At 68.9% G+C, this 22,196-nt stretch carries 21 protein-coding genes and 1 other RNA gene; 8 read left to right on the top strand and 14 right to left on the bottom strand.

Annotated features, from left to right (window positions below):
- Positions 1-39 precede the first annotated feature (39 nt).
- The 4 genes from H7I57_RS07960 to H7I57_RS07945 all read right to left on the bottom strand — a co-directional run bounded on the left by H7I57_RS07960 (position 40) and on the right by H7I57_RS07945 (position 5,058).
- Entirely contained in the window at positions 40-1,560 is a 1,521-nt protein-coding gene (locus H7I57_RS07960) for an alpha/beta hydrolase (RefSeq protein WP_275081030.1), read from the bottom strand.
- Between the two features lie 68 nt (positions 1,561-1,628).
- A complete protein-coding gene (locus H7I57_RS07955) occupies positions 1,629-2,084 on the bottom strand; it encodes a GNAT family N-acetyltransferase (RefSeq protein WP_264022846.1) in 456 nt (151 codons plus the stop codon).
- Entirely contained in the window at positions 2,078-3,610 is a 1,533-nt protein-coding gene (locus H7I57_RS07950; RefSeq protein ID WP_264022845.1) for an alpha/beta hydrolase, read from the bottom strand. The genes H7I57_RS07955 and H7I57_RS07950 overlap by 7 nt, the downstream gene beginning before the upstream one ends.
- Before the next feature lie 59 nt (positions 3,611-3,669).
- The gene (locus tag H7I57_RS07945) at positions 3,670-5,058 is read right to left on the bottom strand and encodes a WS/DGAT/MGAT family O-acyltransferase (RefSeq protein WP_264022844.1); all 1,389 of its coding nucleotides are present in this window, start codon (positions 5,056-5,058) and stop codon (positions 3,670-3,672) included.
- A gap of 161 nt (positions 5,059-5,219) precedes the next feature.
- On the opposite strand from H7I57_RS07945, the gene panB reads away from it, so the two are divergent.
- The gene (panB, locus tag H7I57_RS07940) at positions 5,220-6,083 is read left to right on the top strand and encodes a 3-methyl-2-oxobutanoate hydroxymethyltransferase (RefSeq protein ID WP_264022843.1); all 864 of its coding nucleotides are present in this window, start codon (positions 5,220-5,222) and stop codon (positions 6,081-6,083) included.
- A 4-nt stretch (positions 6,084-6,087) separates the two neighbouring features.
- On the opposite strand, the gene H7I57_RS07935 is transcribed toward panB, so the two are convergent.
- Both H7I57_RS07935 and H7I57_RS07930 read right to left on the bottom strand, forming a co-directional pair.
- Positions 6,088-6,870, bottom strand: a complete 783-nt coding sequence (locus H7I57_RS07935; RefSeq protein WP_264022842.1) for an enoyl-CoA hydratase/isomerase family protein — start codon at positions 6,868-6,870, stop codon at positions 6,088-6,090.
- A gap of 48 nt (positions 6,871-6,918) precedes the next feature.
- Entirely contained in the window at positions 6,919-8,688 is a 1,770-nt protein-coding gene (locus tag H7I57_RS07930; protein ID WP_275081037.1) for a fatty acyl-AMP ligase, read from the bottom strand.
- 205 nt (positions 8,689-8,893) lie between these two features.
- Between H7I57_RS07930 and H7I57_RS07925 the strand changes: the two genes are divergently transcribed.
- Positions 8,894-10,402, top strand: coding sequence for a CYTH and CHAD domain-containing protein (locus H7I57_RS07925; protein ID WP_264022840.1), 1,509 nt, complete (start codon positions 8,894-8,896; stop codon positions 10,400-10,402).
- 25 nt (positions 10,403-10,427) lie between these two features.
- Here the strand turns inward: H7I57_RS07925 and rnpB are convergent.
- Positions 10,428-10,866: RNase P RNA component class A (rnpB, locus tag H7I57_RS07920), an RNA gene on the bottom strand.
- A gap of 72 nt (positions 10,867-10,938) precedes the next feature.
- On the opposite strand from rnpB, the gene H7I57_RS07915 reads away from it, so the two are divergent.
- Together H7I57_RS07915 and H7I57_RS07910 are read left to right on the top strand one after the other, a co-directional pair.
- Entirely contained in the window at positions 10,939-11,394 is a 456-nt protein-coding gene (locus tag H7I57_RS07915) for a helix-turn-helix transcriptional regulator (protein ID WP_264022839.1), read from the top strand.
- 10 nt (positions 11,395-11,404) lie between these two features.
- Positions 11,405-11,842 (top strand): VOC family protein, encoded by a 438-nt coding sequence (locus H7I57_RS07910; RefSeq protein ID WP_264022838.1) that lies wholly within the window; start codon positions 11,405-11,407, stop codon positions 11,840-11,842.
- Between the two features lie 39 nt (positions 11,843-11,881).
- Here H7I57_RS07910 and H7I57_RS07905 read toward each other — a convergent pair whose 3' ends face one another.
- From H7I57_RS07905 to H7I57_RS07895, 3 genes are all read right to left on the bottom strand, one after another.
- Complete coding sequence (locus tag H7I57_RS07905) at positions 11,882-13,663, bottom strand: SLC13 family permease (protein WP_264022837.1); 1,782 nt, start codon at positions 13,661-13,663, stop codon at positions 11,882-11,884.
- A gap of 178 nt (positions 13,664-13,841) precedes the next feature.
- Positions 13,842-14,483 carry a class I SAM-dependent methyltransferase gene (locus H7I57_RS07900; RefSeq protein ID WP_264022836.1) on the bottom strand — a complete coding sequence of 214 codons (642 nt, stop codon included), beginning with the start codon at positions 14,481-14,483 and terminating at the stop codon, positions 13,842-13,844.
- Positions 14,470-15,393, bottom strand: a complete 924-nt coding sequence (locus H7I57_RS07895; RefSeq protein ID WP_264022835.1) for an NAD(P)/FAD-dependent oxidoreductase — start codon at positions 15,391-15,393, stop codon at positions 14,470-14,472. Before H7I57_RS07895 ends, H7I57_RS07900 begins: the two co-directional genes overlap by 14 nt.
- Positions 15,394-15,439: 46 nt before the next feature.
- Between H7I57_RS07895 and H7I57_RS07890 the strand changes: the two genes are divergently transcribed.
- Positions 15,440-16,015, top strand: coding sequence for a type II toxin-antitoxin system RelB family anti-toxin (locus tag H7I57_RS07890; RefSeq protein ID WP_264022834.1), 576 nt, complete (start codon positions 15,440-15,442; stop codon positions 16,013-16,015).
- Here the strand turns inward: H7I57_RS07890 and H7I57_RS07885 are convergent, their stop codons facing one another.
- Genes H7I57_RS07885 through H7I57_RS07875 form a run of 3 tightly spaced genes read right to left on the bottom strand, consistent with a single transcriptional unit; the run spans position 16,016 to position 19,002 of the window.
- Positions 16,016-17,134, bottom strand: coding sequence for a bifunctional RNase H/acid phosphatase (locus tag H7I57_RS07885; RefSeq protein ID WP_264022833.1), 1,119 nt, complete (start codon positions 17,132-17,134; stop codon positions 16,016-16,018).
- Positions 17,131-17,868 (bottom strand): zinc ribbon domain-containing protein, encoded by a 738-nt coding sequence (locus H7I57_RS07880; RefSeq protein ID WP_264022832.1) that lies wholly within the window; start codon positions 17,866-17,868, stop codon positions 17,131-17,133. The genes H7I57_RS07885 and H7I57_RS07880 overlap by 4 nt, the downstream gene beginning before the upstream one ends.
- Before the next feature lie 3 nt (positions 17,869-17,871).
- Positions 17,872-19,002, bottom strand: coding sequence for a Nif3-like dinuclear metal center hexameric protein (locus H7I57_RS07875; RefSeq protein ID WP_264022831.1), 1,131 nt, complete (start codon positions 19,000-19,002; stop codon positions 17,872-17,874).
- A 135-nt stretch (positions 19,003-19,137) separates the two neighbouring features.
- Here H7I57_RS07875 and H7I57_RS07870 point away from each other — a divergent pair, with 135 nt between their 5' ends.
- Genes H7I57_RS07870 through H7I57_RS07860 form a run of 3 tightly spaced genes read left to right on the top strand, consistent with a single transcriptional unit; the run spans position 19,138 to position 21,231 of the window.
- Positions 19,138-19,842, top strand: a complete 705-nt coding sequence (locus H7I57_RS07870; protein ID WP_264022830.1) for an HAD hydrolase-like protein — start codon at positions 19,138-19,140, stop codon at positions 19,840-19,842.
- The gene (locus tag H7I57_RS07865; protein WP_308204328.1) at positions 19,835-20,374 is read left to right on the top strand and encodes a low molecular weight protein-tyrosine-phosphatase; all 540 of its coding nucleotides are present in this window, start codon (positions 19,835-19,837) and stop codon (positions 20,372-20,374) included. The genes H7I57_RS07870 and H7I57_RS07865 overlap by 8 nt, the downstream gene beginning before the upstream one ends.
- Positions 20,375-20,376: 2 nt before the next feature.
- Positions 20,377-21,231, top strand: coding sequence for an SURF1 family cytochrome oxidase biogenesis protein (locus H7I57_RS07860; RefSeq protein WP_264022868.1), 855 nt, complete (start codon positions 20,377-20,379; stop codon positions 21,229-21,231).
- Here H7I57_RS07860 and H7I57_RS07855 read toward each other — a convergent pair.
- Positions 21,185-22,150, bottom strand: coding sequence for a cobalamin biosynthesis protein (locus H7I57_RS07855; RefSeq protein ID WP_264022829.1), 966 nt, complete (start codon positions 22,148-22,150; stop codon positions 21,185-21,187). The genes H7I57_RS07860 and H7I57_RS07855 overlap by 47 nt on opposite strands.
- Positions 22,151-22,196: the final 46 nt, after the last annotated feature.

The raw sequence follows: 22,196 nt of genomic DNA, 5'->3' as shown, positions 1-22,196 counted from the left end.
AGCGTAGGTTCCAGCTGTTAATTCTGTGTTACGGCGCTGCTAGCAGCGCAATCCGTCGGGGGGTACGACCGAGTCGATGAGGAAGTCGAGGACCGTGGTGTCCACGCAGGCGTCGCCGTTGAACACCACCGTGTGCTGGTTGCCGACGAAGGTGACCAACGACGCGTCCATCTGGCGGGCCAGGACGGCGCCGGCCTCGTAGGGCGTCGCCGGGTCCCCCGTGGTGGCCACGACGATCACCTTCCCGGGTCCCGGCGAGACGGCGGGCGCAGCCGTCGACGTCGGCGGCACCGGCCACATCGCGCAGACGTCGCGCGGAGCGAAACCGGTGAACGCACCGTAGGACAGGAACGGCGCCGCGTCCCGGACCCGCCGGTCGGCGTCGGCCCACGCCGCGGGGTCGGTCGGATAAACCGCATCGAGGCAGCGGATGGCGGTGAAGGCGTCCCTGCGGTTCTTGTAGTGCCCGTCCCGGTCGCGCTGCTGGTAGTCGTCGGCGAGCAGCAGCAGGTCGATCGGGTCGGTGCCGCGCTGCAGCCCGAGCAAGCCGCTGGTCAGGTACGTCCAGTACCGCGGCGAGTAGAGCGCGCTCGCGGTGCCGGTGATCGCATCCTGGTAGCTGAGGCCCCGGGGGTCGGAGGTCGGGGCGGGGCGACCGACCAGTGGATCGACGAGTTGGTGGTAGCGGGTGACGAATTGCGCGGGGTCGGTGCCCAGCGGGCATGCCGACGACTGGGCGCAGTCGGCGGCGTACTTGTCGAACGCTCGCTGGAAGCTGCCCACCTGGTTGACGCTCTCGGTGATCGGGTCCAGGCTCGGGTCGACGGGGCCGTCGAGAACCATCGCACGCACCCGATCCGGGTAGCGCGCGGCGTATGCGGCGCCGAGTTGGGTGCCGTAGGAGAAGCCGAGGTAGTTGATCTGCTCCTCGCCCAACGCCGCCCGCACCACGTCCATGTCGCGGGCGGCCTCCGCCGTTCCGACGTTCGCCAGGAATTCGGCGCCCATCCGGTCCAGGCACTGCGTGGCGAGTTCACGGCGGAGGCGCTCGATGTCGGCCACTCCCGCAGGGCTGTAGTCGACCATCGGCTCGGCGCGGTAGGCGTCGAACTCGGCGTCGGTGCGGCACCGCAGCTCCGGCGTCGAATGCCCCACGCCCCGCGGATCGATGCCGACGAGGTCGAAGCGCTGCGCGATGGGGCTTCCCGCCAACGCGGCTCCCATGCCCGCCACGGTGTCGACCGCCGACGCACCGGGTCCGCCGGGGTTGACGACGAGCATCCCGATGCGGGGACCGGTGGCGGGCACCTTGATGATCGCCAACTGTGCTTGCGCGCCTTGCGGTTTCGTGTAGTCGACCGGAACCGCGACGGTGCCGCACTGCGCGGTCGGAAGACGCGAGGTGTCGTCGACGAACTGCGCACACGAACTCCACACGGGCGCAGTGGAGTACGGAGCGTCGGTCTGGGTCGGCGGTGCCGCCACCGCGGCGGGCGTCAGGACGGCCGCCGCGGAGGTTGCCACGACCAGTGCCGCACTAAGTCGTCCCAGCCGCCGCATGGCAGCAATCGTGGCACGCCACCGGGGGGCCGGTCTGCCCCAGGGGCCCAAAGGTGACCTGGCTGTTATCAGGCGTCGAGTTCGTAGGTGAACCAGGTCGACTTCTCGGCGCCGATGCCGTCGTAAAGCCGTTGCGCCGTGACGTTGTCCGGCGCGGTTTCCCACACCAGCTTCTCCGCGCCGCGGTCGTGGCACATCTGCAGGCAGCGCGCGATGAGAGCCCGCCCGGTGCCGGTCCCCCGCGACTGCGGGGTGACGTAGAGGTCGTTGAGCACGCCGACGCGCGCGGCGTACAAGGTCTGCCATGTCCAGTAGATCGTCGCGAACCCCACAGGTATAACAGCGGTTCCAACCTGATCCCTGGCGATGAGCTGAACCCCCTCCTCGGGGTTGGCGAGCAGCGCGCGCGACAGTGCGTCGAGCTTCTCGTCGGACGGGTCGACCCGATAGAAATCGCAGTAGCTGCGCAGCATCGGCATCAGTTCGGGCAGATCGGCCTCTTCGACCACGGAGACGGTCAGCATCGGGTGTCGGCGGGTGGGACGGCCACGTCGATGAGGTAGCGCGCGGCGATGTCGTCGATGCACGGGCTGCCGTGGAAGACGACGGTGTGCTGGGTGCCCTCGAACGTGACCAGCGTGCCGCCCAGTTGCTCGGCCAGATCGACACCGGCCTCATACGGGGTGGCGGGGTCATTGGTGGTGGACACCACCAGCACCGGCGGCAGCCCGGCGACCTTGATCTCGTGCGGACTGCTGGTGGGCGGCACCGGCCAGAACCCGCATGTCGACATCGGCGCGAACCCGGTGAATTCGCCGTAGCTCATGAACGGCGCGGCCTCGCGGATGCGGCGGTCCTGCTCGACGAGCGTGGCCCGGTCGGTGATCGCCGGTTTGTCCACGCAGTTGACGGCCACCCGCGCATCGGTCGCGTTGGTGTAGTGCCCTTCGGCGTTGCGGCCCATGTACAGGTCGGCGAGCGTGAGCATGGTGTCGCCCCTGCCCTCCTTGATCTCGCTGAGGGCCTGTGTCAGGTGCCGCCACAGGTTCGGCGAGTACAGCGGCAGGACGGTTCCCACGATCGCGTCGTTGTAGCTCAGGCCGCGCGGATCGTCGGTCTCGGCCGGCTTGTCGACCAGCGGCGCGACCATGGAGCGGTATTCCTCGACGGCCTTGACCGGGTCGGTTCCCAACGGGCAGGTGGCGTCGTTGGCGCAGTCGGCGGCGTAGTCGTCGAACGCCTGCTGGAACGCCGCGGCCTGGCGGATGTCGGCCTCGACCGGGTCGGCGTTGGGGTCGATCGCGCCGTCGAGGATCATCGCTCGCACATGCTCGGGGTAGGTCTCGGCGTAGCCGGCGCCGATGCGGGTGCCGTAGGAGTAGCCGAGATAGGTCAGCTTGTCGTCGCCGAGCGCGGTGCGAATCGCGTCGAGATCCTTGACCACACTGGCGGTTCCGATGTTGGCCAGGAACTCCTTGCCCATCTTGTCCACGCAGCGCTGGACGAACTCCTTGGTCTGGTTCTCGATGTGGGCCACGCCCTCGGGGGTGTACTCCACGACGTTGTCCGCGCGGAGCCGGTCGTTGTCGGCGTCGCTGTTGCACCACAGGGTCGGTGTCGAGTTCGCGACCCCGCGCGGGTCGAAGCCGACCAGATCGAATCGCTCGCGCACCGCAGGTGGGATCGTGGTGGCCATCTGAGCTGCGGCCTGCACTCCCGATTCTCCCGGCCCGCCGGGGTTGATGACCAGCGAGCCGATCTTGTCACCGCTGGCCTTGAACCGGATCATGGCGATCTGGGCCACGCCACCTTCGGGGCTGTCTGCGTTGTCCCAGTCGACGGGCACCGACAACAGTCCGCATTCGGCGCCGCGCAGCAGGCGCGGCTGATCGGACGGGCCCGCTTCACAGGGCGCCCACTGGACCGGCGAACCCGGCCTCGGCACCGAGATCAGCGCCCGCCCCTCCACCACTTTGCTGCAACCGGCGACCAGGAACAGCGCGAAAGTGAGGAGTACGGCGGATCGCACGACCCCCGTCTTGAGCTTCATGGCTCCACATGCTGCCATGGAGCCGCATCAACGCTGGCGAGGCGGCTGTCGCGAGCCTCTCAGCCCGCGGCGAGCAGTTCCTCGAGGGCCGCCTGGAACGCGTCGGCCATATCCCACAGGTCGGGCAACAGCTCAGGGCACGACACGATCCCGACGTCGAGCTTGCCGTTGAGAGACATCACGGTGATGTTCAGGCCCGAGCCGTGGAAGATCGGTCCCAGCGGGTACATCGCCTCGACCTCGCAGCCCAACATGTAGAGCGGCATCTGCGGGCCGGGGACGTTGGAGAGTACGAGATTGTGCACGGGCCGGGCGCCGCTGAGCCTGCTGCTGGCGTAGACGCGCATCGCGACACCGAACACGGCGGGTGCGGCGAACTGCGTCCAGTCCTGCAGCAACGTGGCACCGATGGCCGAACTGTGTTGCTTGGAAACGGAATTCGCATCCGCGATCGCCTTGAGCCGTTCGGCGGGGTCCTCGATGCTGGTCTCCAGCCGGGAGAACATGCCCGACACCTGATTGCGTCCGGGCCGATCGGACTTGTCGTGCACCGACACCGGGACCATGGCCACCAGGCTGTTCTCCGGCAGTTCACCACGGTCGAGCAGGAACTTGCGCAGCACGCCTGCCACGAGCGCCATCACCACGTCGTTGAGCTTGACCCCGAAGTGGTTCTTCACCTTCTTGATGTCGTCGAGGTCGAGTTGGACGAACGCGATGTTGCGGTGTCCGGTGACGTTGGTGTTGAACGCGGTCTTCGGCGCGGCGAACGGCGCGGCCATCGTGGTTCCGCTGCGCACCCGCTTGGCGGTGTCGATGACGGTCGAGAGGGTCAGCGGCACCACGTTGGCGAATTTCAGCGGCCGCGTCGCGAACCTCATCGCGCCGCTGATCGCGATCTCGAGGTCGCTGCCGCCGCCCGGTCCGTCGACCGGGTCCGGCGGCGGCGCGTCGGGCTCGGTCGAACACAGCTGGGACATCAGGTTCGCCCCGGTCACGCCGTCGACGCTGGCATGGTGGACCTTCGTCATCACGGCGATGCGGCCGCCGTCGTGGGCGTCCGTGCCGCCGACGTTCTCGATCACCCACATCTCCCACAGCGGGCGGGTGCGGTCCAGTGGCAGCGACGCGATGTGGCCGCAGATCTGGGCAAGCTCGCTGCGTCCGCCCGGCGACGGCAGCCCGATGCGGTGCAGATGGCGGTCGACGTCGAAGTCCTTGTCCTCGACCCACACGGGGTGGTCCAGGTTGAAGCGGTTGTCGGCGAGCTTCTCCCGGAATTCGGGCATCGCCTTGATCCGCAGCTCCAGGCCGTCGCGGAGCCGGTCGAACGTGTAGCCGCCCGGCATCGTCGACGTGTCGAGTTCCAGGATCGAGCACACGTGCAGAGGCTGCGCGGCGGTTTCTAGGTACAGGAAGCTGGCGTCGAGCCCGCTGAGCCTTTGCATGTGGCCGATGTTAGGCGTGGGACGGGCGGGTGTGAGCAAATCCACTCAACGCCCTGTTCAACTTCTCAATGGGTGGTGGCAGACTTGTCGTGTCAGCGAAAACCCGGGGACCGATTCGGCCTCGAGGATTTCGAAACGACTCACCCGACGAGGGGACAATGATGTCCGAACAGACCGTCTACGGTGCTGCCGCCGATTCGCACTCCGCTTCCGAAGCGGGGTCGAAACCGCGAATCAAGGTCCGCACGCACCACCTGCACAAGTGGAAGGCCGAGGGCCACAAGTGGGCCATGCTGACGGCCTACGACTATTCGACGGCCTCGGTGTTCGACGAGGCGCAGATCCCGGTGCTTCTGGTCGGCGATTCGGCCGCCAACGTGGTCTACGGCTACGACACCACGGTGCCGGTGACCATCGACGAACTGATCCCGCTGGCGCGCGGCGTGGTTCGCGGGGCGCCGCATGCGCTGGTGGTGGCCGACCTGCCGTTCGGCAGCTATGAGGCCGGCCCACAGCAGGCGCTGGCGACCGCGACGCGGTTCCTGAAGGAGACCGGCGCGCATGCGGTGAAGCTCGAGGGTGGTGAGCGCGTGGCCGAGCAGATCGCCGCGGTGAGCGCCGCCGGCATCCCGGTGATGGCACACATCGGCTTCACCCCGCAGAGCGTCAACGGCCTGGGCGGGTTCCGCGTCCAGGGTCGCGGCGACGCCGCCGAGCAGACGATTCACGACGCGATCGCGGTCCAGGAGGCCGGCGCCTTCGCCGTCGTCATGGAGATGGTGCCCGCCGAGCTGGCCACCCAGATCACCGGCAAGCTGACCATTCCCACCGTGGGCATCGGCGCGGGACCGAACTGCGACGCCCAGGTGCTCGTATGGCAGGACATGGCCGGCCTCACCGCGGGCCGGACCGCCAAGTTCGTCAAGCGTTTCGGCGCTGTCGGCGACGAACTGCGCCGCGCCGCAACCCAGTACGCCCAGGAGGTCGCCACCGGCGCCTTCCCCGCCGAGGAGCACTCCTTCTGAGCGTCTAAGCGAAGTCGGGCGCCCGCTTCGCCAGGAACGCGTCGATGCCTTCGCGGCCGTCGCGGCCGTCGGCGTTGGCGGCGATGAGCCGTCCCTCGAGTTCCATCTGCGTCTCGATGCCGTTGTCGAACGTCGCGAGCAGGAGTTTCTTGACCGCAGCGTGTGATCCTGCGGCGCCGGCCGCCAGATCGGTGGCCAGCTTGTCGGTGAAAGCGCCGAGGTCGGCGTCGTCGACGACGTAGTTGACCAAGCCCCACTCCAGCGCCTCGGCTGCGGTGAGACGACGGTTCGTCAGCATCAGATCCTGGGTGCGCCCCACCCCGATGAGCCGGGGCAGGTAGTAGGAGGCGCTTCCGTCCGGGCTCAGACCGGCCTTCGTGTAGGCCATCGTGAAAGAGGCCGAGGAGGCCGCGACCACCAGGTCGCCGCCGGCCGCCAGGGAGAATCCCGCGCCGGCGGCGGTGCCGTTGACCGCGGTGATGAGCACAGCGTCCATCCGGGCGAACGTCGAGATCGCCCGGTGGAGGTCGTCGGCGATCCCCTTGACGAACGGCCCCGGTCCGAGCGGGGACGCCGCCATCGCCTTCAGGTCCCCGCCTGCGCAGAAGAACCGCCCGGCCCCGGTGAGCACCACGACCTTCGTCGCGGCGGTGTCACACTGCGTCGCGGCGTCAGCGAGTTCCCGAGTCATGGTGTCGTTCATGCCGTTTGCGGCATCGGGCCGGTTCAGCGTGATCCGGGCGACGGCGCCGGACTGCTCGACGATGATGGTCTGGTATTCGGTCACACTCCGGACTGTATCGGCGCGGTGCCGGCCCCCGGCGACCGCCGGGGTTCAGAGCGTGCCGTCGAGGTACTTCGCGCGGCACGCCCGGCGCGCCAACTTTCCGCTCGTTGTTCGGGGAATCGCCCCCGCGGCAACGAGTTTCACGTCAGCGATGGGCAACGCGTGGCTGCGTGACACCGCGGCGCGGATCGCCTCCTGGATCGGTGCGGCCTCGGCGCGACCTGCGCCCATGGCGCGTTCGGCGACGACGACCACTTCTTCGCGCCCGTCACCGGGCACCGAGAAGGCCGCGACGTATCCTGCCCGAACGGCCTTGGAGGCCTCGGCGACAGTCGCCTCGACATCCTGCGGGTAATGATTGCGTCCGTCGACGATGATGAGGTCCTTGATCCGCCCGGTGATGTACAGCTCGCCGTCGAGATACACACCGAGGTCACCGGTACGCATCCACAGCGCGCTCTCGGGGCTTCCCTCGGCGTGGCTGCCGTGCAGCAGGCGCGACTGCACCTTGTTCCGGAACGTCAGCTCGGTGTCGTTCGGGCGTCCCCAGTAGCCGTGGCCGATGTTGTCGCCGTGCAACCAGATCTCGCCGACGCGACCGTCGGGCAGTTCGGCATCGGTTGCGGTGTCGACGATGACCGCCCACTGGCTGCGCGAGACCTTGCCGCACGAGACCTGGGCCACCGCGTTCGGGTGGTCGGCGGCCACCCGGACCGCCCGTCCCGCGCTGAGCTCGTCCCGGTCGAGGTGGATCGCCTCCGGCAGGGCGTCGTGGGCGGTGGTGGAGACGAACAGCGTCGCCTCCGCCATCCCATAGGACGGCTTGATGGCGGCCGGGTTCAACCCGTAGGGCGCGAACGCGGCCGTGAACTTCTCGACGGAGGTGATGCTCACCGGCTCCGAACCGTTGATCAGACCGGCCACGTTGGTGAGATCGAGCGCCTCCCCGGCGGGTGGTCGACCACGCTGGGCCGCCAGCTCGAATGCGAAGTTGGGTGCGGCGGCGAACGTCCGCAGGTCGGAATCGCCCAGCTCCTTGATCCAGCGGTACGGGCGGCGCACGAACGCCAGCGGCGACATCAACGTGATGTGACCACCGGCCAGCGCCGGGAACATGATCATCAGCAGGCCCATGTCGTGGAACAACGGCAACCAGCTCACGCTACGGATGTTGGAGTCCAGGCCGACCGACAGGATCATCTGCACGACGTTGGTGCACGCCGACCGGTGGGTGATCTCCACGCCGGCGGGAGTGCGGGTGGATCCGGATGTGTACTGCAGGTAGGCGACGGCGTCGGTGCGCAGCTGCGCGGGGACGAATCCCGCGCCGATGGCGTCGGGCACCGCGTCGACGGCGATCATGCGTGGTCGACGGTCACGGGGAAGGGTGCGCAGGAACTCGCGGACGGGCGGGGCGGCGGCCGTCGTCGTCAGCACGACCGTGGGGCGGGCGTCGGCGAGTACCGCTTCGAGCCGCTCGGCGTGGCCGGGCAGTTCGGGCGCGAACAGCGGCACCGCGATCGCGCCCGCCTGAACGGCGGCGAAGAACCCGACGACGTAATCGACGCCCTGCGGTGTCAGGATCGCCACCCGGTCTCCGGGCCGGGTGACCTGCTGAAGGCGCGCACCGACCGCCCGCAGCCGTTCCCCCATCTGTCTCCAGCTGAGCTCGACGGCGCACTCCCGATCGAAGTCGAGGTAGCGATAGGCAGGGCCGTCACCGAGTTCGGCGATGTTGCGGTCCAGGAACGAGGTCAGCGTGAGACCGTCGGGTATCGCGATGCCGCCATCGCGATCGAGGTAGTCCTCGATGTTCATCTCGGCCGTGCCGGCGGCGACCAGGCCTGCTTCCCGGTTCATAAGACGATTCTAAGAGCACGGGGCAAGAAATCGCGGCACCTTTCGCCCGCGCGCCGGATGGTGTCGCCTCCCGATCGGCCGCGACTCCAGGGCGTCGGTTCACCCGGATATGGCACTCTTGGCTTTCCCAGCCACCCGATCCACTGCCCGAGACAAGGGGACCATGGCCGCCAAATCGCCCGAAACCTCCAGGTACACGGAGACCGAGCGCAAATTCGAGGTCGTCGAATCCACCGTGGCACCCTCGTTCGACGGCCTGTCGTCGGTGGCCCGCGTCGAGAGATCACCGTCACAACAGCTCGACGCTGTCTACTTCGACACACCTGGCCGCGATCTGGCCCGGCACCGCATCACGCTGCGGCGCCGCACCGGTGGGGCGGACGCCGGCTGGCACCTCAAGCTGCCTGCCGGTCCCGACACGCGGACCGAGGTGCGCGTGTCGTTGGAGGACGACGCACCCGCCGACCTCGACGCTGCGGTGGTTCCGGAGAGCCTGCGTGATGTGGTGCTCGCGATCGTGCGCGACCGGCCACTGGCTCCGGTGGCGCGCATCAGCACGTCGCGAACCGTCGAGATGCTCTACGGGCCGCAGGGGTCGGCGGTCGCCGAGTTCTGCGACGACCAGGTCACCGCGAGCGCCGAGGGCGGCGAGGAGCAGCGCTGGCGCGAATGGGAGCTGGAACTGGCCGAGGGAGTGACCGACCCGGACCTGTTCGACCGGCTGAGCAACCGGTTGCTGGATGCGGGAGCGCTGCCCGCCGGGCACGGGTCGAAACTGGCCAGGGTGCTCGCGGCGAGCGAACCCGCCGTGGAGATCGGCGAAGCGTCCGCGGATCCGGTACACCGGGCGGTCGCCGGGCAGGTCGAAGAACTGCTCGAGTGGGACCGTGCGGTGCGGTCGGACGTCTACGACTCGGTCCATCAGATGCGGGTGCTGACCCGCAAGATCCGCAGCCTGCTGCAGTCGTCGGAAGGGTCGTTCGGCATCGCCGACGACGAGTGGATCCTCGACGAACTGCGCGAGCTGGCAGGTGTTCTGGGCGTGGCGCGCGATGCCGAGGTGCTCGCCGAACGATACGAGCGTGCGTTGGACGAGCTGCCGGAGTCCAACGTGCGTGGCCCGGTGCGGGAGCGGCTCGTCGAGGGCGCCAAGAAGCGCTATCAGAACGGCTGGCGGCGGTCACTGACCGCGATGCGTTCGCCGCGCTATTTCCGGCTGCTCGACGCGCTGGAAGCGGTGGTGGCCGCCGAACCTCCCCCGCCGTCGCCCGGCGAAGAACCGGCACAGGTCACGATCGACTCGGCCTACAAGCGGATTCGTAAGGCGGCCAAGGCGGCACACGCCGCCGCCGAGGATCCCGACGTCGACAACGACGAGGCGCTGCACCGGATCCGCAAACGCGCCAAGCAGCTTCGCTACACCGCAGCGGCCACGGGTGCGGCCAAGGTGGCCGATCGGGCCAAGACGATCCAGACCCTCCTGGGCGATCACCAGGACAGCGTGGTCAGCCGCTCACACCTGAGCCGGCAAGCCGAACTGGCGCACGCCGCGGGTGAGGACACCTTCACCTACGGGCTGCTGTATCAGCAGGAGAACGACCTCGCGCTGCGGTGCGAGGAGCAGATCGACGACGCACTGGCGAAGCTGCACAAGGCCGTCCGCAAGTCCTGACGCTCCGGCGGGTCACCGCGGAGGGCGGATGAGCTGGCCTGTAAGCCGGATTCTGTTCCTCGTCGCCGCGAAACGCGGCAGCGAGGCGGCGACCATCCATCTGGACACACCGTCACCGGGTGCCTCGAGCGGCCTACCCGCAGGCTCGGGCGAGCAGCCCTCGAGCGCCTGCGCTGCCACGCCCCCCACGTGACATTCTTGGCCTTGCTTCGGGTGGGGTTTACCTAGCCGCTCCGGTCGCCCGGCGCGCTGGTGCGCTCTTACCGCACCGTTTCACCCTTACCACCCCCGTCGCCCGAAGGCTCCGGTGGTGGCGGTCTGATTTCTGTGGCACTTTCCCGCGAGTCACCTCGGATTGCCGTTAGCAATCACCCTGCTCTGTGAAGTCCGGACTTTCCTCGAACCATCCTCGACCGTATCCCCCATCGGGCCGGTAGATGGTCCGCGGCCGCCCAGCCAGCTCATCCGCCCTAACAACGTAATGCGTGAGGCGCCGATTCCGGTAACACGGCGATGCACGGGGCCATACTTGGACCATGACGCAGGCTCCCCCGGCCCGCTATCTGATGCGGGCCAAGGATCTGGTCGACGCCCGCTACTCCGAGCCGATCACCGTCGACGACCTCGCCGCGGCCGCCGGGCTGTCGAGGGCGCACTTCAGCCGGGTGTTCACCAAGACCTTCGGCGAGTCACCGCGGGCCTACCTGCAGACGCGGCGCCTCGAGCGGGCCGCGTCGCTGCTCCGCCACACCGACCGCTCGGTGGCCGACATCTGCGTGATGGTCGGGTTGCAGAGCGTCGGCTCCTTCACCACCAGTTTCGCCAGGGTGTACGGGCTCCCGCCGGCGGCCTACCGCGCGTCGATGCCGCCGGCAGCCGTCCACGCCCGGATCCCCAGTTGCATCCTGCGTCGCGACACCCGGCCCCGCGCCGACAGCCGGGTCGTCAACACAGCACACGGGGAGAAGACGGGCCCGCCGGGGCGACCGTAACGTCGTTTGCATGATCAAGATCGCAAGCGCCCACCTATGGGTTCACGACCAGGAAGTCGCGTTGAAGTACTGGACCGACAAGGTCGGTATGGAAGTGCGCCAGGATGTTTCGCTCCCCGACGTCGACGGCATCTTCCGCTGGCTGACCGTCGGACCTCCCGGCCAGGACGACGTCTCGATAGTCCTGATGGCGGTGCCGGGCGAACCGGTGATGGACGAAGCCACCAGGAAGCAGGTTCTCGACCTCACCGCGAAAGGCTTCGCAGGCACCGTGTTCCTCACCACCGAGGACTGCCGGGCGAGCTACGAACAGCTCAAGGCTCGCGGCGTCGAGTTCACCGAGGAGCCCCACGAGATGCCCTACGGCATCGACTGCGGATTCCGGGATCCGTCGGGCAACAGCGTGCGCCTCACCCAGTTGGCGGAGGTCCCGGCCACCTTCGGCTAGGTGGTCGGACCGGGGGGTTCGGCCGGTAGCGGTTCCGTTTCAGTGGAACGGAAAGAAGACCGGCACCAGGACCGGCGTCGCCACGAGCACGAACAGCGTCAGAAGCGCACCCAGGCGCGCGAAGTCGGTGTATCGATAGCCACCCATGGCCCACACCATGGTGTTGGTCTGATAACCGATGGGCGTCAGGAACGACAGGGTGGCACCGAAGATCACAACCACCGCGAAGGGCATCGGGTCCGCACCGGCCTGCTCGGCGACCGCGATGGCGATGGGGAACATCAGCGCGGCCGCGGCCGTGTTGGAGATGACTTCGGTGACGAGCATTGTGGCCGCGAGAACGGCTGCCAGTAAGCCGTAGTCCCCGAGCGGAGCAGCGGAGTTCACCACCAGATTCGCCAACGAGGCGGCGAGACCGCTCTGCTCAACCGCCATCCCGAGACCGAAGCTGGTTGCCATCAGCAGCAGAACGTTGGCGTCGATGAAACGCCGCGCATCTCGCAGGGTCACGATCCTTGCCACGATCAGCCCGAACGCGATGAGCAGCGACACCTGCAACAAATCCAAGAGGCCGGTCCCTGCGAGCACGATCAGCGCGGCGATGGCCAGCTCGACGGTTCTCGCGTGCTCGCGTCGAATGGGCCTGTCCTGATTGAGCGGAGACACCACGGCGAAGTCGCGGTGCTCCCGGTACCGCTGGTGGAAGTCGGGTCCCGCCAGAACCAGGAGGACGTCGCCCGCGCGCAGCCGGACATCGCCGAGTTTGCCCTTGAGTTGCTCGCTCGCGCGGTGAATGGCGACCACCGCAGAACCGTAGCGGCGGCGGAACCCCGACGCTTTGAGGCTGGTCCCGATGAGCGGCGATCCGGCACCGATCACGGCCTCGACGAACTGGCGCTGCGGATTTCGCGCGAGATCGTCGAAGTGGCGCGCCTCAGCCGAGATGAGACCCGACATCCGCTGCAGGTCGAGCACTCTCGCGAGGTTTCCGACGAAAACCAGCCGGTCCCCGGCGGTCAACGGCTCATCCGGTCCGACGGCGGCGATGACCTTGTCCGCGCGTTCGACTTCCACCAGGAACACTCCGTCGAGATTGCGCAAGCCCGCCTCGGCGACGGTGGAGCCGGCGAGCGCGCTGTTCACGGCGATCGTCATCTCCACGGTGAATTCGCGTTCGGTACCCGCGAGGACTTCGCCCGGTGTGGCACGGTCTTTGAGCAGACGGGGTCCGAGAAGCACCATCAGCAACACGCACCCGACCGTGAGCGGGAAACCGATGCCGAAGATCGCGAAGACGCTCAGTCGGCCCAGGCCCGCCTTGTCGATGAGGTCGTTGACGAAGAGATTGACCGACGTGCCGATCATCGTCATCGACCCGCCGAGAATGACCGCATAGCTCAGCGGCATCAGATACAGCGACGGCGAACGGCCCGTGCGTCGACACCACCGGACCACTCGCGGAGCCAGCATCGCCACCAGCGGGGTGTTCGCGATGAAGGCCGAAACCGCCGCCGACGGCCCGCACACCCGAAACAACTCACCACGTGGCCGACTGCGGGTCGCCCCACCCAGGATCTTCGACGTCACGCCTTCGAATGCTCCGGTGATGTCGGCGGCTCCGGCCAGCACATACAGTGCGGCCACGATCGCCAGCGATTCATTTGCCATGCCGGCCAGCAACTGGTCCTGGTCGATGACACCCAAGACGTACAGCGAAATCACGGCGCCACCCATGACCAGCATCGGGCTGAACCGATCGAGAATGAGCACGCCGACAGTGACGACAACCACCGCGAGGGTGATCCAGGCATCTATCGTCACATACACCCCTAGCCAATCAGCCCAGCGGCGGCCGCGTACGCGATCCGCACTGCGCGCACCCCCTGCGTGTGCTCTGACACCGTAGCGTGAACAAACAACGAAATCGGGGGCGGCGCGAGGACTGTGCGGACAACGGCGGATCCAGCTTTCTGTTAGCTGGCCGCGTCTGCGGGGGTGTTCACACCGCCGGTGGGGTCGACACCACCCGCCGAAGCACGATCAGGTTGTCCACCAGGACGCCGGCCTGCCCGTCCGGGCCGACCGCGTCGCGTTCGACGGATCCGAGGTGCACCCGGTCCCACTGCCGATCTCCGAGGTCGATCGTGGCGAACACCTCCTCGGCGGTCGGGAACACGTGGTCGCGGACGTGCTGCGCCCAGGGCGGTGCTTCGCCGTGATCCACGACGATCAGCACCCCACCGGGTGCGACGGCGCCCGCGGCGGCGGCGAAGATCCGTTCCCGGTCGAGATGGACCATCGACTGCAGGAACTGCGCGGAGACCAGGTCGAAGCTCCCCTCGGGAAAGGTCTGCGACAGGTCCGTCTGCACGAAGCTCACCCGGTCGGTCAGCCCGCGCGCTTCGGCCTCGGCGGCTGCGCGTCCCAGCGCGGTGTCGGAGATGTCGACACCCAGCACCTTCCAACCGTGTTCGGCAAGCCAGAGGCTGTCACCACCCTCCCCGCAGCCCAGGTCGAGTGCCCGCCCCGGCGGCAACGGTGCGGCAACCCTTTCCAGATGGGCGTTGACCCGTCCGCTCCAGATCCGGTCCCGCTCGGCGTACCGGTCCTCCCAATGCTGTTTGACCTCAGACGTCGCCATTTCTCTCCTCCATCAGACTGTGAACCATCGACGTTGCCGCCCCCGACCCGGCCGCGATCGCGGCCGCCACCTGGGGCATCTGCGTGCATACATCTCCCGCGGCGAACACGCCGGGCACCGATGTCCGGTACAGCGCATCGACCTCGACCGCTTCTGCCGAAACCGGCCCTGCCGCAACGAACGTCACGCCCAGCTGGGCGGCCAGGTCGGTGCGTTGATGCAGCGTCGTGGCCACCAGCAGCCCGCGCCGCGGCAGCCGTGCTCCGTCGGCGAACACCACTGCGCTCAATTCCCCGCGCTCGGAGGCCAGCTCAGCGACTCGGCGGTCATCGACGGCGATCCCCACGGCGTCCACCCGAGCCCGTTGCCCGGCGTCCAGTCCGCCGCCTCCGGTCAGCAGCACCACGTCGTCGCTCCACTCGTGGAGCAACAGCGCCATGTGCACCGCTCGATCCCCCTCGGCCAGCACCGCCAGAGGCTGGTCGCGGACCTCCCACCCGTGACAGAACGGACAGTGGAACACCGAGTCGCCCCAGATCTCGGCCAGACCCGGCAAGGCCGGCGGTCGGTACTCCATGCCCATCGCGAGCAGCACCCGCTTCACCCGCTCACGGGTGCCGTCGGCGAGTTCGACCTGGAATCCCGTGCCACAGCGTTTCGCGATCCGCACCTCACCGGTGCGCACCTCGACACTCGGATAGCTTTGCAGCTCTTTCCTGCCCATCTCGTACAACTCGGACGGCGGCCGCCCGTCGTGGCCCAGCAGCCCGCCGATCCCGTGCGCGGCCAGGTTGCTCTGATGTCCTGCGTCGATCACCAGGGTGCGCCGTCTCGCCCTGCCCAGCACCAGCGCCGCGCTCAGCCCCGATGCGCCGCCACCGACGACGAGGCATTCCCAATCCATGTCCATGACTCGAGCTTGCCGTCACCGGCCAATAGTGCCAAGCTGACTTGCCATGCAGGCAAACGACGAGGAAGCCGTCGATCTTCGGGTACGGCGCAGGCTCCGGGAACTGCGGCAGCAGCGAGGCATGACGCTCGAGGACGTCGCCGGCCGGTCCAACATCGATGTCTCCACCCTCAGCCGGCTGGAGTCCGGCAAGCGCCGACTGGCGCTCGATCACCTGCCGCGGCTGGCCGCGGCACTGTCGGTGAGTACCGACGAATTGCTCAGCGCGCCCGAAGCCGCCGACCCGCGGGTGCGCGGCGGCGCGCACACCCGCCACCTGGTCACCTACTGGCCGCTGACCCGCCAGGGCCCGGCAGGCGGCCTGCACGCGTTCAAGATCCGGGTGAGCGCTCGCCGCCGCACCCCGCCCGCGGAATTGCCGGTGCACGAGGGCCACGATTGGATGTACGTGCTCTCCGGTCGCCTCCGCCTGATTCTCGGCGACCGCGACTTCGTCATCGAACCCGGTGAGGCCGTAGAGTTCTCGACGTGGACACCGCACTGGTTCGGTGTCGTCGACACTCCGGTGGAGGCGATTGCCCTGTTCGGCGCGCACGGCGAACGGGCACACCTGCACACCTGATCACAGATATGCGGTCTGATTGACCAGCCGTACCGAGGCGGCCCCGTCGGGATAGAACTCCGCGATCGACAGTGACGCCAGGTCGAGGTGGAGTCGATACAGGATCGCCGGACCGGCGTCGAGTGCGGTCCGTAGCAAGGTCTTGATCGGTGTCACGTGCGACACGACGAGCACGGTATCGCCCGCATGTTCGGCGATCATCCGGTGCAGCGCGCCGCGCACCCGCTCGGCGACGGCATCGAAGCTCTCGCCACCCGGCGGCGGCACCGAGGTGTCCCGCAACCAGCTCAGGTGCAGGTCGGGGTCGCGTTCGGCGGCCTCGCTGAAGGTGAGCCCTTCCCACGCACCGAAATCCGTCTCGATCAGGTCGTCGTCGACGACCACATCGAGGCCGAGTTCCTTCGCGGCGGCCGACGCGGTGTCGTAGGCCCTCTGCAACGGGGACGAGACGACCGTGGCGATCCCGCCCCTCTCCGCGAGATACTGGGCGGCCGCGCCCGCCTGTCGTCGTCCGAGGTCGGTCAGCGCGGGGTTGCCCCGACCCGAGTAGCGGCGCTGCACCGACAGTTCGGTCTGTCCGTGCCGGAGGAGGAGAAACCGGGTCGGAGCACCCTTGGCCCCGGTCCAGCCTGCCGGATTGGTCACGACTTCAGCGGATTTCGGCGGCGCCTCCTCCCGCACCGCTGCCGTCGGCGGCTCGCCACCCCGCTCCATTTCTGCGGCGGCGTCCATCGCCTCGTTGGCCAGCGCGTCGGCATGGCTGTTGTCAGCTCGGGGAATCCACGCGTAGCTGATCCGACCGAAGTGGCGCGCGAGATCTTTCGCCTGCTGGTGCAGCACCGCGAGGTCGGGATGTTTGACCCGCCAGCGACCCGCCATCTGCTCCACCACCAGCTTGGAGTCCATGTAGACCTCGACCTCGGTCGCGCCGATGCCTGCCGCTTCCGCCAGCCCGGCGATCAACCCGCGGTACTCGGCGACGTTGTTGGTGGCCCGGCCGATCGCCGATTTGGCCTCGGCGAGAACCACACCGTGGTCAGCCGACCACACCACCGCGCCGTAACCTGCGGGACCCGGGTTGCCGCGGGCTCCCCCGTCGGCCTCGACCACTACCTTCACGCGTGAAAACCTTTGACCCGCAATAGAATCGCCGAACACTCCGGACAACGCAGCACTTCGTCGTCGGCTGCGGCGGCGATTCGCGCCAACTCGCCCTTGTCGATCTCGATCCGGCACGCGCCGCAGCGCCGGCCCTGCAGCAGCCCGGCGCCCACGCCGCCACGTGCCCGCTGCCGCTCGTAGAGCGTGACCAACCCTTCGTCGATGCTCGCGGCGAGATCGTCGCGATGCGACAGGGATTGGTGCAGCTGCTGGGCCAGTTGCGTACGGGCGTCGTCACAGGCCCTCTGGGCGTCACTCAGCGTGCTCTGCAGCTGGTCGATCTCGGCCAGTACACGATCCTGATCGGCCGCGAGCTCCTCACGCCGTTCCATCACCTCCAGCAGCGAGTCCTCCAGGCTGGTCTGGCGCCGCTGCAGGGTGTCGAGTTCGTGCTGCAGTTCGGTGAGCTGCTTGGCGTCGACCGTTCCGCCGTCGAGCAGCGAGCGATCGCGGTCCTCCCGCTGACGCACGCTGTCGATCTCGGACTCGAACTTCGCGACCTGGGCATCGATGTCGGCGAGTGCCAGCTGCAGCGCAGCCAACCGATCGTTGGCCTCGTGGTGTCCGGCCTGCGCCTCTTGCAGCGCCTGCTGTTCGGTCAGATGCTTCGTCCGGTGCTCGATCCTGGCGATCTCGGCGTCGAGCTCGGCCAACTCGAGCAACGACCGCTGCTGGGACACTTCAGCTTTCATGATTCAGCTTCCCTCGACATTCCATGGATCGGTGCGCACGTCGGACACCGTGACCGGCAGTGACGCACCGAAGTGATCGTTCAGAAGCCGAGCCGCCTGGTGACACCACGGGTACTCGCTGGCCCAGTGCGCGACGTCGACGAGCGCGACGTCCGAGACCCGGCTGTGCTCGTCGGCCGGATGGTGGCGCAGGTCGGCGGTGACGTAGGCCTGCACTCCGGCGGCCGCGACCTCGGCCAGCAGCGAGTCGCCCGCGCCGCCGCACAGCGCAACCCGCGAGACCGGCGTCGTGGGATCGCCGCTGGCGCGCACGCCCCACGAGGTGGCCGGAAGCGCACCGCGGACTCGGGATACGAACGCCGCCAACGGTTCCGGGCTCGGCAGCGTCGCGATGCGGCCCAGGCCCACGTCGCCGGGGATCGGCTGCAACGCGAGGATGTCGAACGCGGGCTCCTCGTACGGATGAGCGCTCCGCAGGCCGGCCAACACCGCGGCCCGCCGAGACGCCGGGGCCACCATCTCGACCCTGTCCTCGGCGACCTGCTCCACCGCGCCCACGGTGCCGATCGTCGGGGTGGCCCCCTCGTGCGGCAGGAACTGTCCGGTACCGGCGACGCTCCAGCTGCACTGGGAGTAGTCGCCGATCTGACCCGCCCCTGCCGAGAACATCGCGCTGCGCACCGCCGCGGCGGTCCCGGGGTCCTCCGACGGGACGAACACCGCCCATTTGTCCAGGGCGGGACCCGCCGGCACCGGCGAGAGCACGTCGGTCACCTCGAGCCCCAGCGCGGCGGCCAACGCGTCGGACACTCCGGGGGCTGCGCTGTCGGCGTTGGTATGCGCGGTGAACAGTGCTCGACCGGTCCGGATCAACGAGTGGATCAGGGCTCCCTTGGCGGTGTCGGTGGACACCGAGTCCGCGCCGCGCAGCAGCAGCGGATGGTGGGCAAGGAGGAGGCCGCGGTCAGGGACCTGCGCCACCACCGACGTGGTCGCGTCGACGGCGATCGTCACCGCCTCGACGGACTCCGACGGGTCGCCGCACACCAGCCCGACCGAATCCCAACTCTGCGCGAGCGCAGGGGGGTAGGCCGCGTCGAGGACCTCGATGATGTCCGCGAGCCGGACCGTCATCGCATCCCTCTCCACAGCCTGGGTCGACTTGCCACATCACGACACTAGTGCGCGGATCGGGCCGTTCCCCCCATCGCGTGCGGGCCGGCCGTGACCGATTGGGAACACCGCCGTCGATTCAGGGACAATGGAGCCGTGACGAACACGCTGGACAGCACCCGGGGCTTCGCGCGGGCCGGCCGCGACGATCTGGTGATTTTCGATCTGGACGGCACCCTGACCGACTCGGCCGAGGGCATCGTCGCCAGCTTCCGGCACGCGCTGCAGACCGTCGGAGCCGCCGTTCCGGACGGTGACCTGGCCAGCCGGATCGTCGGCCCGCCGATGCACGTCACACTTCGCGAGATGGGTCTCGGCGAACACGCCGACGCGGCGATCGCCGCCTACCGCGCCGACTACACCAGCCGCGGCTGGTCGATGAACCGTCTCTTCGCCGGAATCCCCGCATTGCTCGCCGACCTGCAGAGCTGCGGGGCACGCCTGGCCGTGGCCACGTCCAAGGCGGAGCCGACCGCGCGGCGGATCCTGGCCCACTTCGGCCTCGACACCTGCTTCGAGGTGATCGCCGGGGCCAGCGTCGACGGCACCCGCGCATCCAAGGCCGACGTGCTGGCCCATGCGCTCGCCCAACTGGCCCCGCTTCCGGAGCGTGTCGTGATGGTCGGAGACCGTTCTCATGACGTCGAGGGCGCCGCCGTGCACGGCATCGACACGATCGTCGTCGGCTGGGGTTACGGACGCGACGACTTCACCGACACCGACCGCCGCGTCAATGGTTTCGTCCGCGGCCCCGTGCACGTCGCCAGTGTCGCCGACCTGCGGGAGGTGCTCGGTGCCTGATGTCGCCGGCGGCCCGGCTCCGGTGCCTGATGTCGCCCGCAGCCACACGCTGCACGTCACCTTCATCTGCTCGGGCAACATCTGCCGCAGCCCGATAGCGGAGAAGATGTTCGCCCACCAGCTCGGGGAGCGGGGATTGGGCGACGTCGTGCGCGTCACGAGTGCGGGTACCGGCGGCTGGCACGAGGGTGAGCCCGCCGATCGACGGGCCGGTCACGTGCTGCGTGCGCACGGCTATCCCTCGGAACACCGCGCCGCCCAGATGGACGACGACCACCTGTCGGCGGATCTGGTGGTGGCGCTGGGGCGCAACCACCTCCGGATGTTGCAGCACGTGGGGGTGCCGACCGAGCGGTTGCGGATGCTGCGGTCGTTCGATCCGAAGTCGGGAGCGCACGCCCTCGACGTCGAGGACCCCTACTACGGCACCCAGGACGACTTCGAGGACGTGTTCGCGGTGATCGACGCGGCGCTGCCGGGGCTGCACAGCTGGGTCGACGAGCACCTGGGCGAGCGGATGCGGGTCAGCTGATGGTGCGCCGGTGGGCCTTCCTGCTGCGGCCGCAGTGGCTGGCGCTGTACGTGGTGGTGATCGCGTTCGCCTACCTGTGTTTCACCGTGCTGGCACCGTGGCAGCTGGGCAAGAACACCGAGACCACGCGCGAGAACGCCCAGATCGCGCGCTCGCTCGACGCCGACCCCGTCCCGGTGACCTCGGTCCTGCCGGATCAGGCCTCGGCTGCGCCCGACGAGCAGTGGCAGCGCGTCACGGCCACCGGCCGCTACCTGCCCGATGCCCAGGTCCTGGCCAGGTTGCGCCTCATCGACGGGGATCCGGCGTTCGAGGTGCTGGTCCCGTTCGCGGTGGACGGCGGTCCCACCGTGCTCGTCGACCGCGGCTACGTGCGTCCCGTGGTGGGTTCACAGGTACCGCCCATCGATCCGCCCCCGGCGGGCACGGTCACCATCACCGCGCGGCTGCGCGACCCCGAAGCCGTCGCCAGGGACCGGGACCCGTTCGAGGCGGACGGCACCCAGCAGGTCTACTCGATCAACACCGGCCAGATCGCCACCCTGACCGGGGTTCCGCTGGCGGGCTCCTATCTGCAACTGGTCGACGATCAACCCGGTGGTCTCGGCGCCATCCCGCTCCCCCACCTGGACTCCGGGCCGTTCCTGTCCTACGGCATCCAGTGGATCGCGTTCGGCATCCTGGCGCCGGTCGGCGTCGGCTACTTCGTGTTCTCCGAACTGCGGGTGCGACGGCGGGAGAAGGCGGTGGCCACGGCGGCCGCCACGCAGGCGGAGGCCCGCGAGGCCGCAGGCGAGGAGGCCGCGCCGCTCACCGCCGAGGAGAAACTCGCCGACCGCTACGGAAGGCGACGCTGACGGCCACCGCCGCGGCAACCAGCTGAACGGCACGCGACAAGCGCACCGCACGCGCGAGGTCGCCGACCTCGGGATCGCGGCCGTCACCGAGCGTCGGGCGAATCTCCAACTCGTGGGCGTACTGGGTGGGTCCGCCGAGTCGGACCCCGAGTGCACCGGCGAACGACGCCTCTGCGACCCCGGCGTTCGGGCTGGGGTGTTTGCCGGCGTCACGTCGCCACGCCCGCGTAGCCGCCACCGGTGACCCGCCGACGACGGGTGCGCACAACGCGACCAGCACGCCCGTCAGCCGGGCGCCGGCGAGGTTCGCGAGGTCATCGAAACGGGCTGCCGCCCAACCGAACCGGGCGTAGCGCGGCGAGCGGTTGCCGATCATCGCGTCGAGGGTGTTGGCCGCGCGGTAGACCAGTACCGCAGGGGTGCCGCCGAGCGCCGCCCATACCAGCGGACCGACCTGGGCGTCGGAGGTGTTCTCGGCGATCGACTCCAGTGCCGCGCGGGTCAGACCGGCGCGGTCGAGCGCTGCGGGGTCACGTCCGCACAGTGACGGCAGCAGCCCGCGGGCACCGGCGATGTCGTCGGCCCGCAGCAGGCCGACCATCTGTTCGCCGGTCCGGCACAGCGACGTCCCACCCAGCGCGATGAACGTCGCCACCGCGACACATGTCCCCTCACGCACCACGCCGCGTCTGCCCAGCCGCTCGGCGAGGACCCCGACCGCGGCGACGGCGCCGAGCAGTCCGGCGGTGTGCACCAAACCGGCCAGCCGGTCGTCTGCGTAGCTGCGCCGTTCCAAAGCCGCTGCACCGCTGCCGAACAGGGCGACGGGATGACCTCGTCTCGGGTCGCCGAGCACCGCGTCGGCGACGACGCCGGCCGCGATACCCGCCGCGCGGGCCCACCTGACTGCTGCATCCACGCTGGAACCCTCTCATGAGCGCCCACGAAGGAGCAGAGTCGGCACC

This window comes from Mycolicibacterium pyrenivorans (assembly GCF_025821625.1).
Lineage (GTDB): Bacteria > Actinomycetota > Actinomycetes > Mycobacteriales > Mycobacteriaceae > Mycobacterium > Mycobacterium pyrenivorans.
This window is presented reverse-complemented; position numbering and strand designations above follow the sequence as displayed.

Coding starts and splice junctions, on each gene's coding strand:
- H7I57_RS07910 (WP_264022838.1), top strand. CDS start 11,405: ATGATCAAGATCGCAAGCGCCCACCTATGGGTTCACGACCAGGAAGTC.
- H7I57_RS07915 (WP_264022839.1), top strand. CDS start 10,939: ATGACGCAGGCTCCCCCGGCCCGCTATCTGATGCGGGCCAAGGATCTG.
- H7I57_RS07890 (WP_264022834.1), top strand. CDS start 15,440: ATGCAGGCAAACGACGAGGAAGCCGTCGATCTTCGGGTACGGCGCAGG.
- H7I57_RS07930 (WP_275081037.1), bottom strand. CDS start 8,688: ATGAACATCGAGGACTACCTCGATCGCGATGGCGGCATCGCGATACCC.
- H7I57_RS07900 (WP_264022836.1), bottom strand. CDS start 14,483: ATGGCGACGTCTGAGGTCAAACAGCATTGGGAGGACCGGTACGCCGAG.
- H7I57_RS07960 (WP_275081030.1), bottom strand. CDS start 1,560: ATGCGGCGGCTGGGACGACTTAGTGCGGCACTGGTCGTGGCAACCTCC.
- H7I57_RS07945 (WP_264022844.1), bottom strand. CDS start 5,058: ATGCAAAGGCTCAGCGGGCTCGACGCCAGCTTCCTGTACCTAGAAACC.
- H7I57_RS07925 (WP_264022840.1), top strand. CDS start 8,894: ATGGCCGCCAAATCGCCCGAAACCTCCAGGTACACGGAGACCGAGCGC.
- panB (WP_264022843.1), top strand. CDS start 5,220: ATGTCCGAACAGACCGTCTACGGTGCTGCCGCCGATTCGCACTCCGCT.
- H7I57_RS07880 (WP_264022832.1), bottom strand. CDS start 17,868: ATGAAAGCTGAAGTGTCCCAGCAGCGGTCGTTGCTCGAGTTGGCCGAG.
- H7I57_RS07950 (WP_264022845.1), bottom strand. CDS start 3,610: ATGAAGCTCAAGACGGGGGTCGTGCGATCCGCCGTACTCCTCACTTTC.
- H7I57_RS07875 (WP_264022831.1), bottom strand. CDS start 19,002: ATGACGGTCCGGCTCGCGGACATCATCGAGGTCCTCGACGCGGCCTAC.
- H7I57_RS07895 (WP_264022835.1), bottom strand. CDS start 15,393: ATGGACATGGATTGGGAATGCCTCGTCGTCGGTGGCGGCGCATCGGGG.
- H7I57_RS07955 (WP_264022846.1), bottom strand. CDS start 2,084: ATGCTGACCGTCTCCGTGGTCGAAGAGGCCGATCTGCCCGAACTGATG.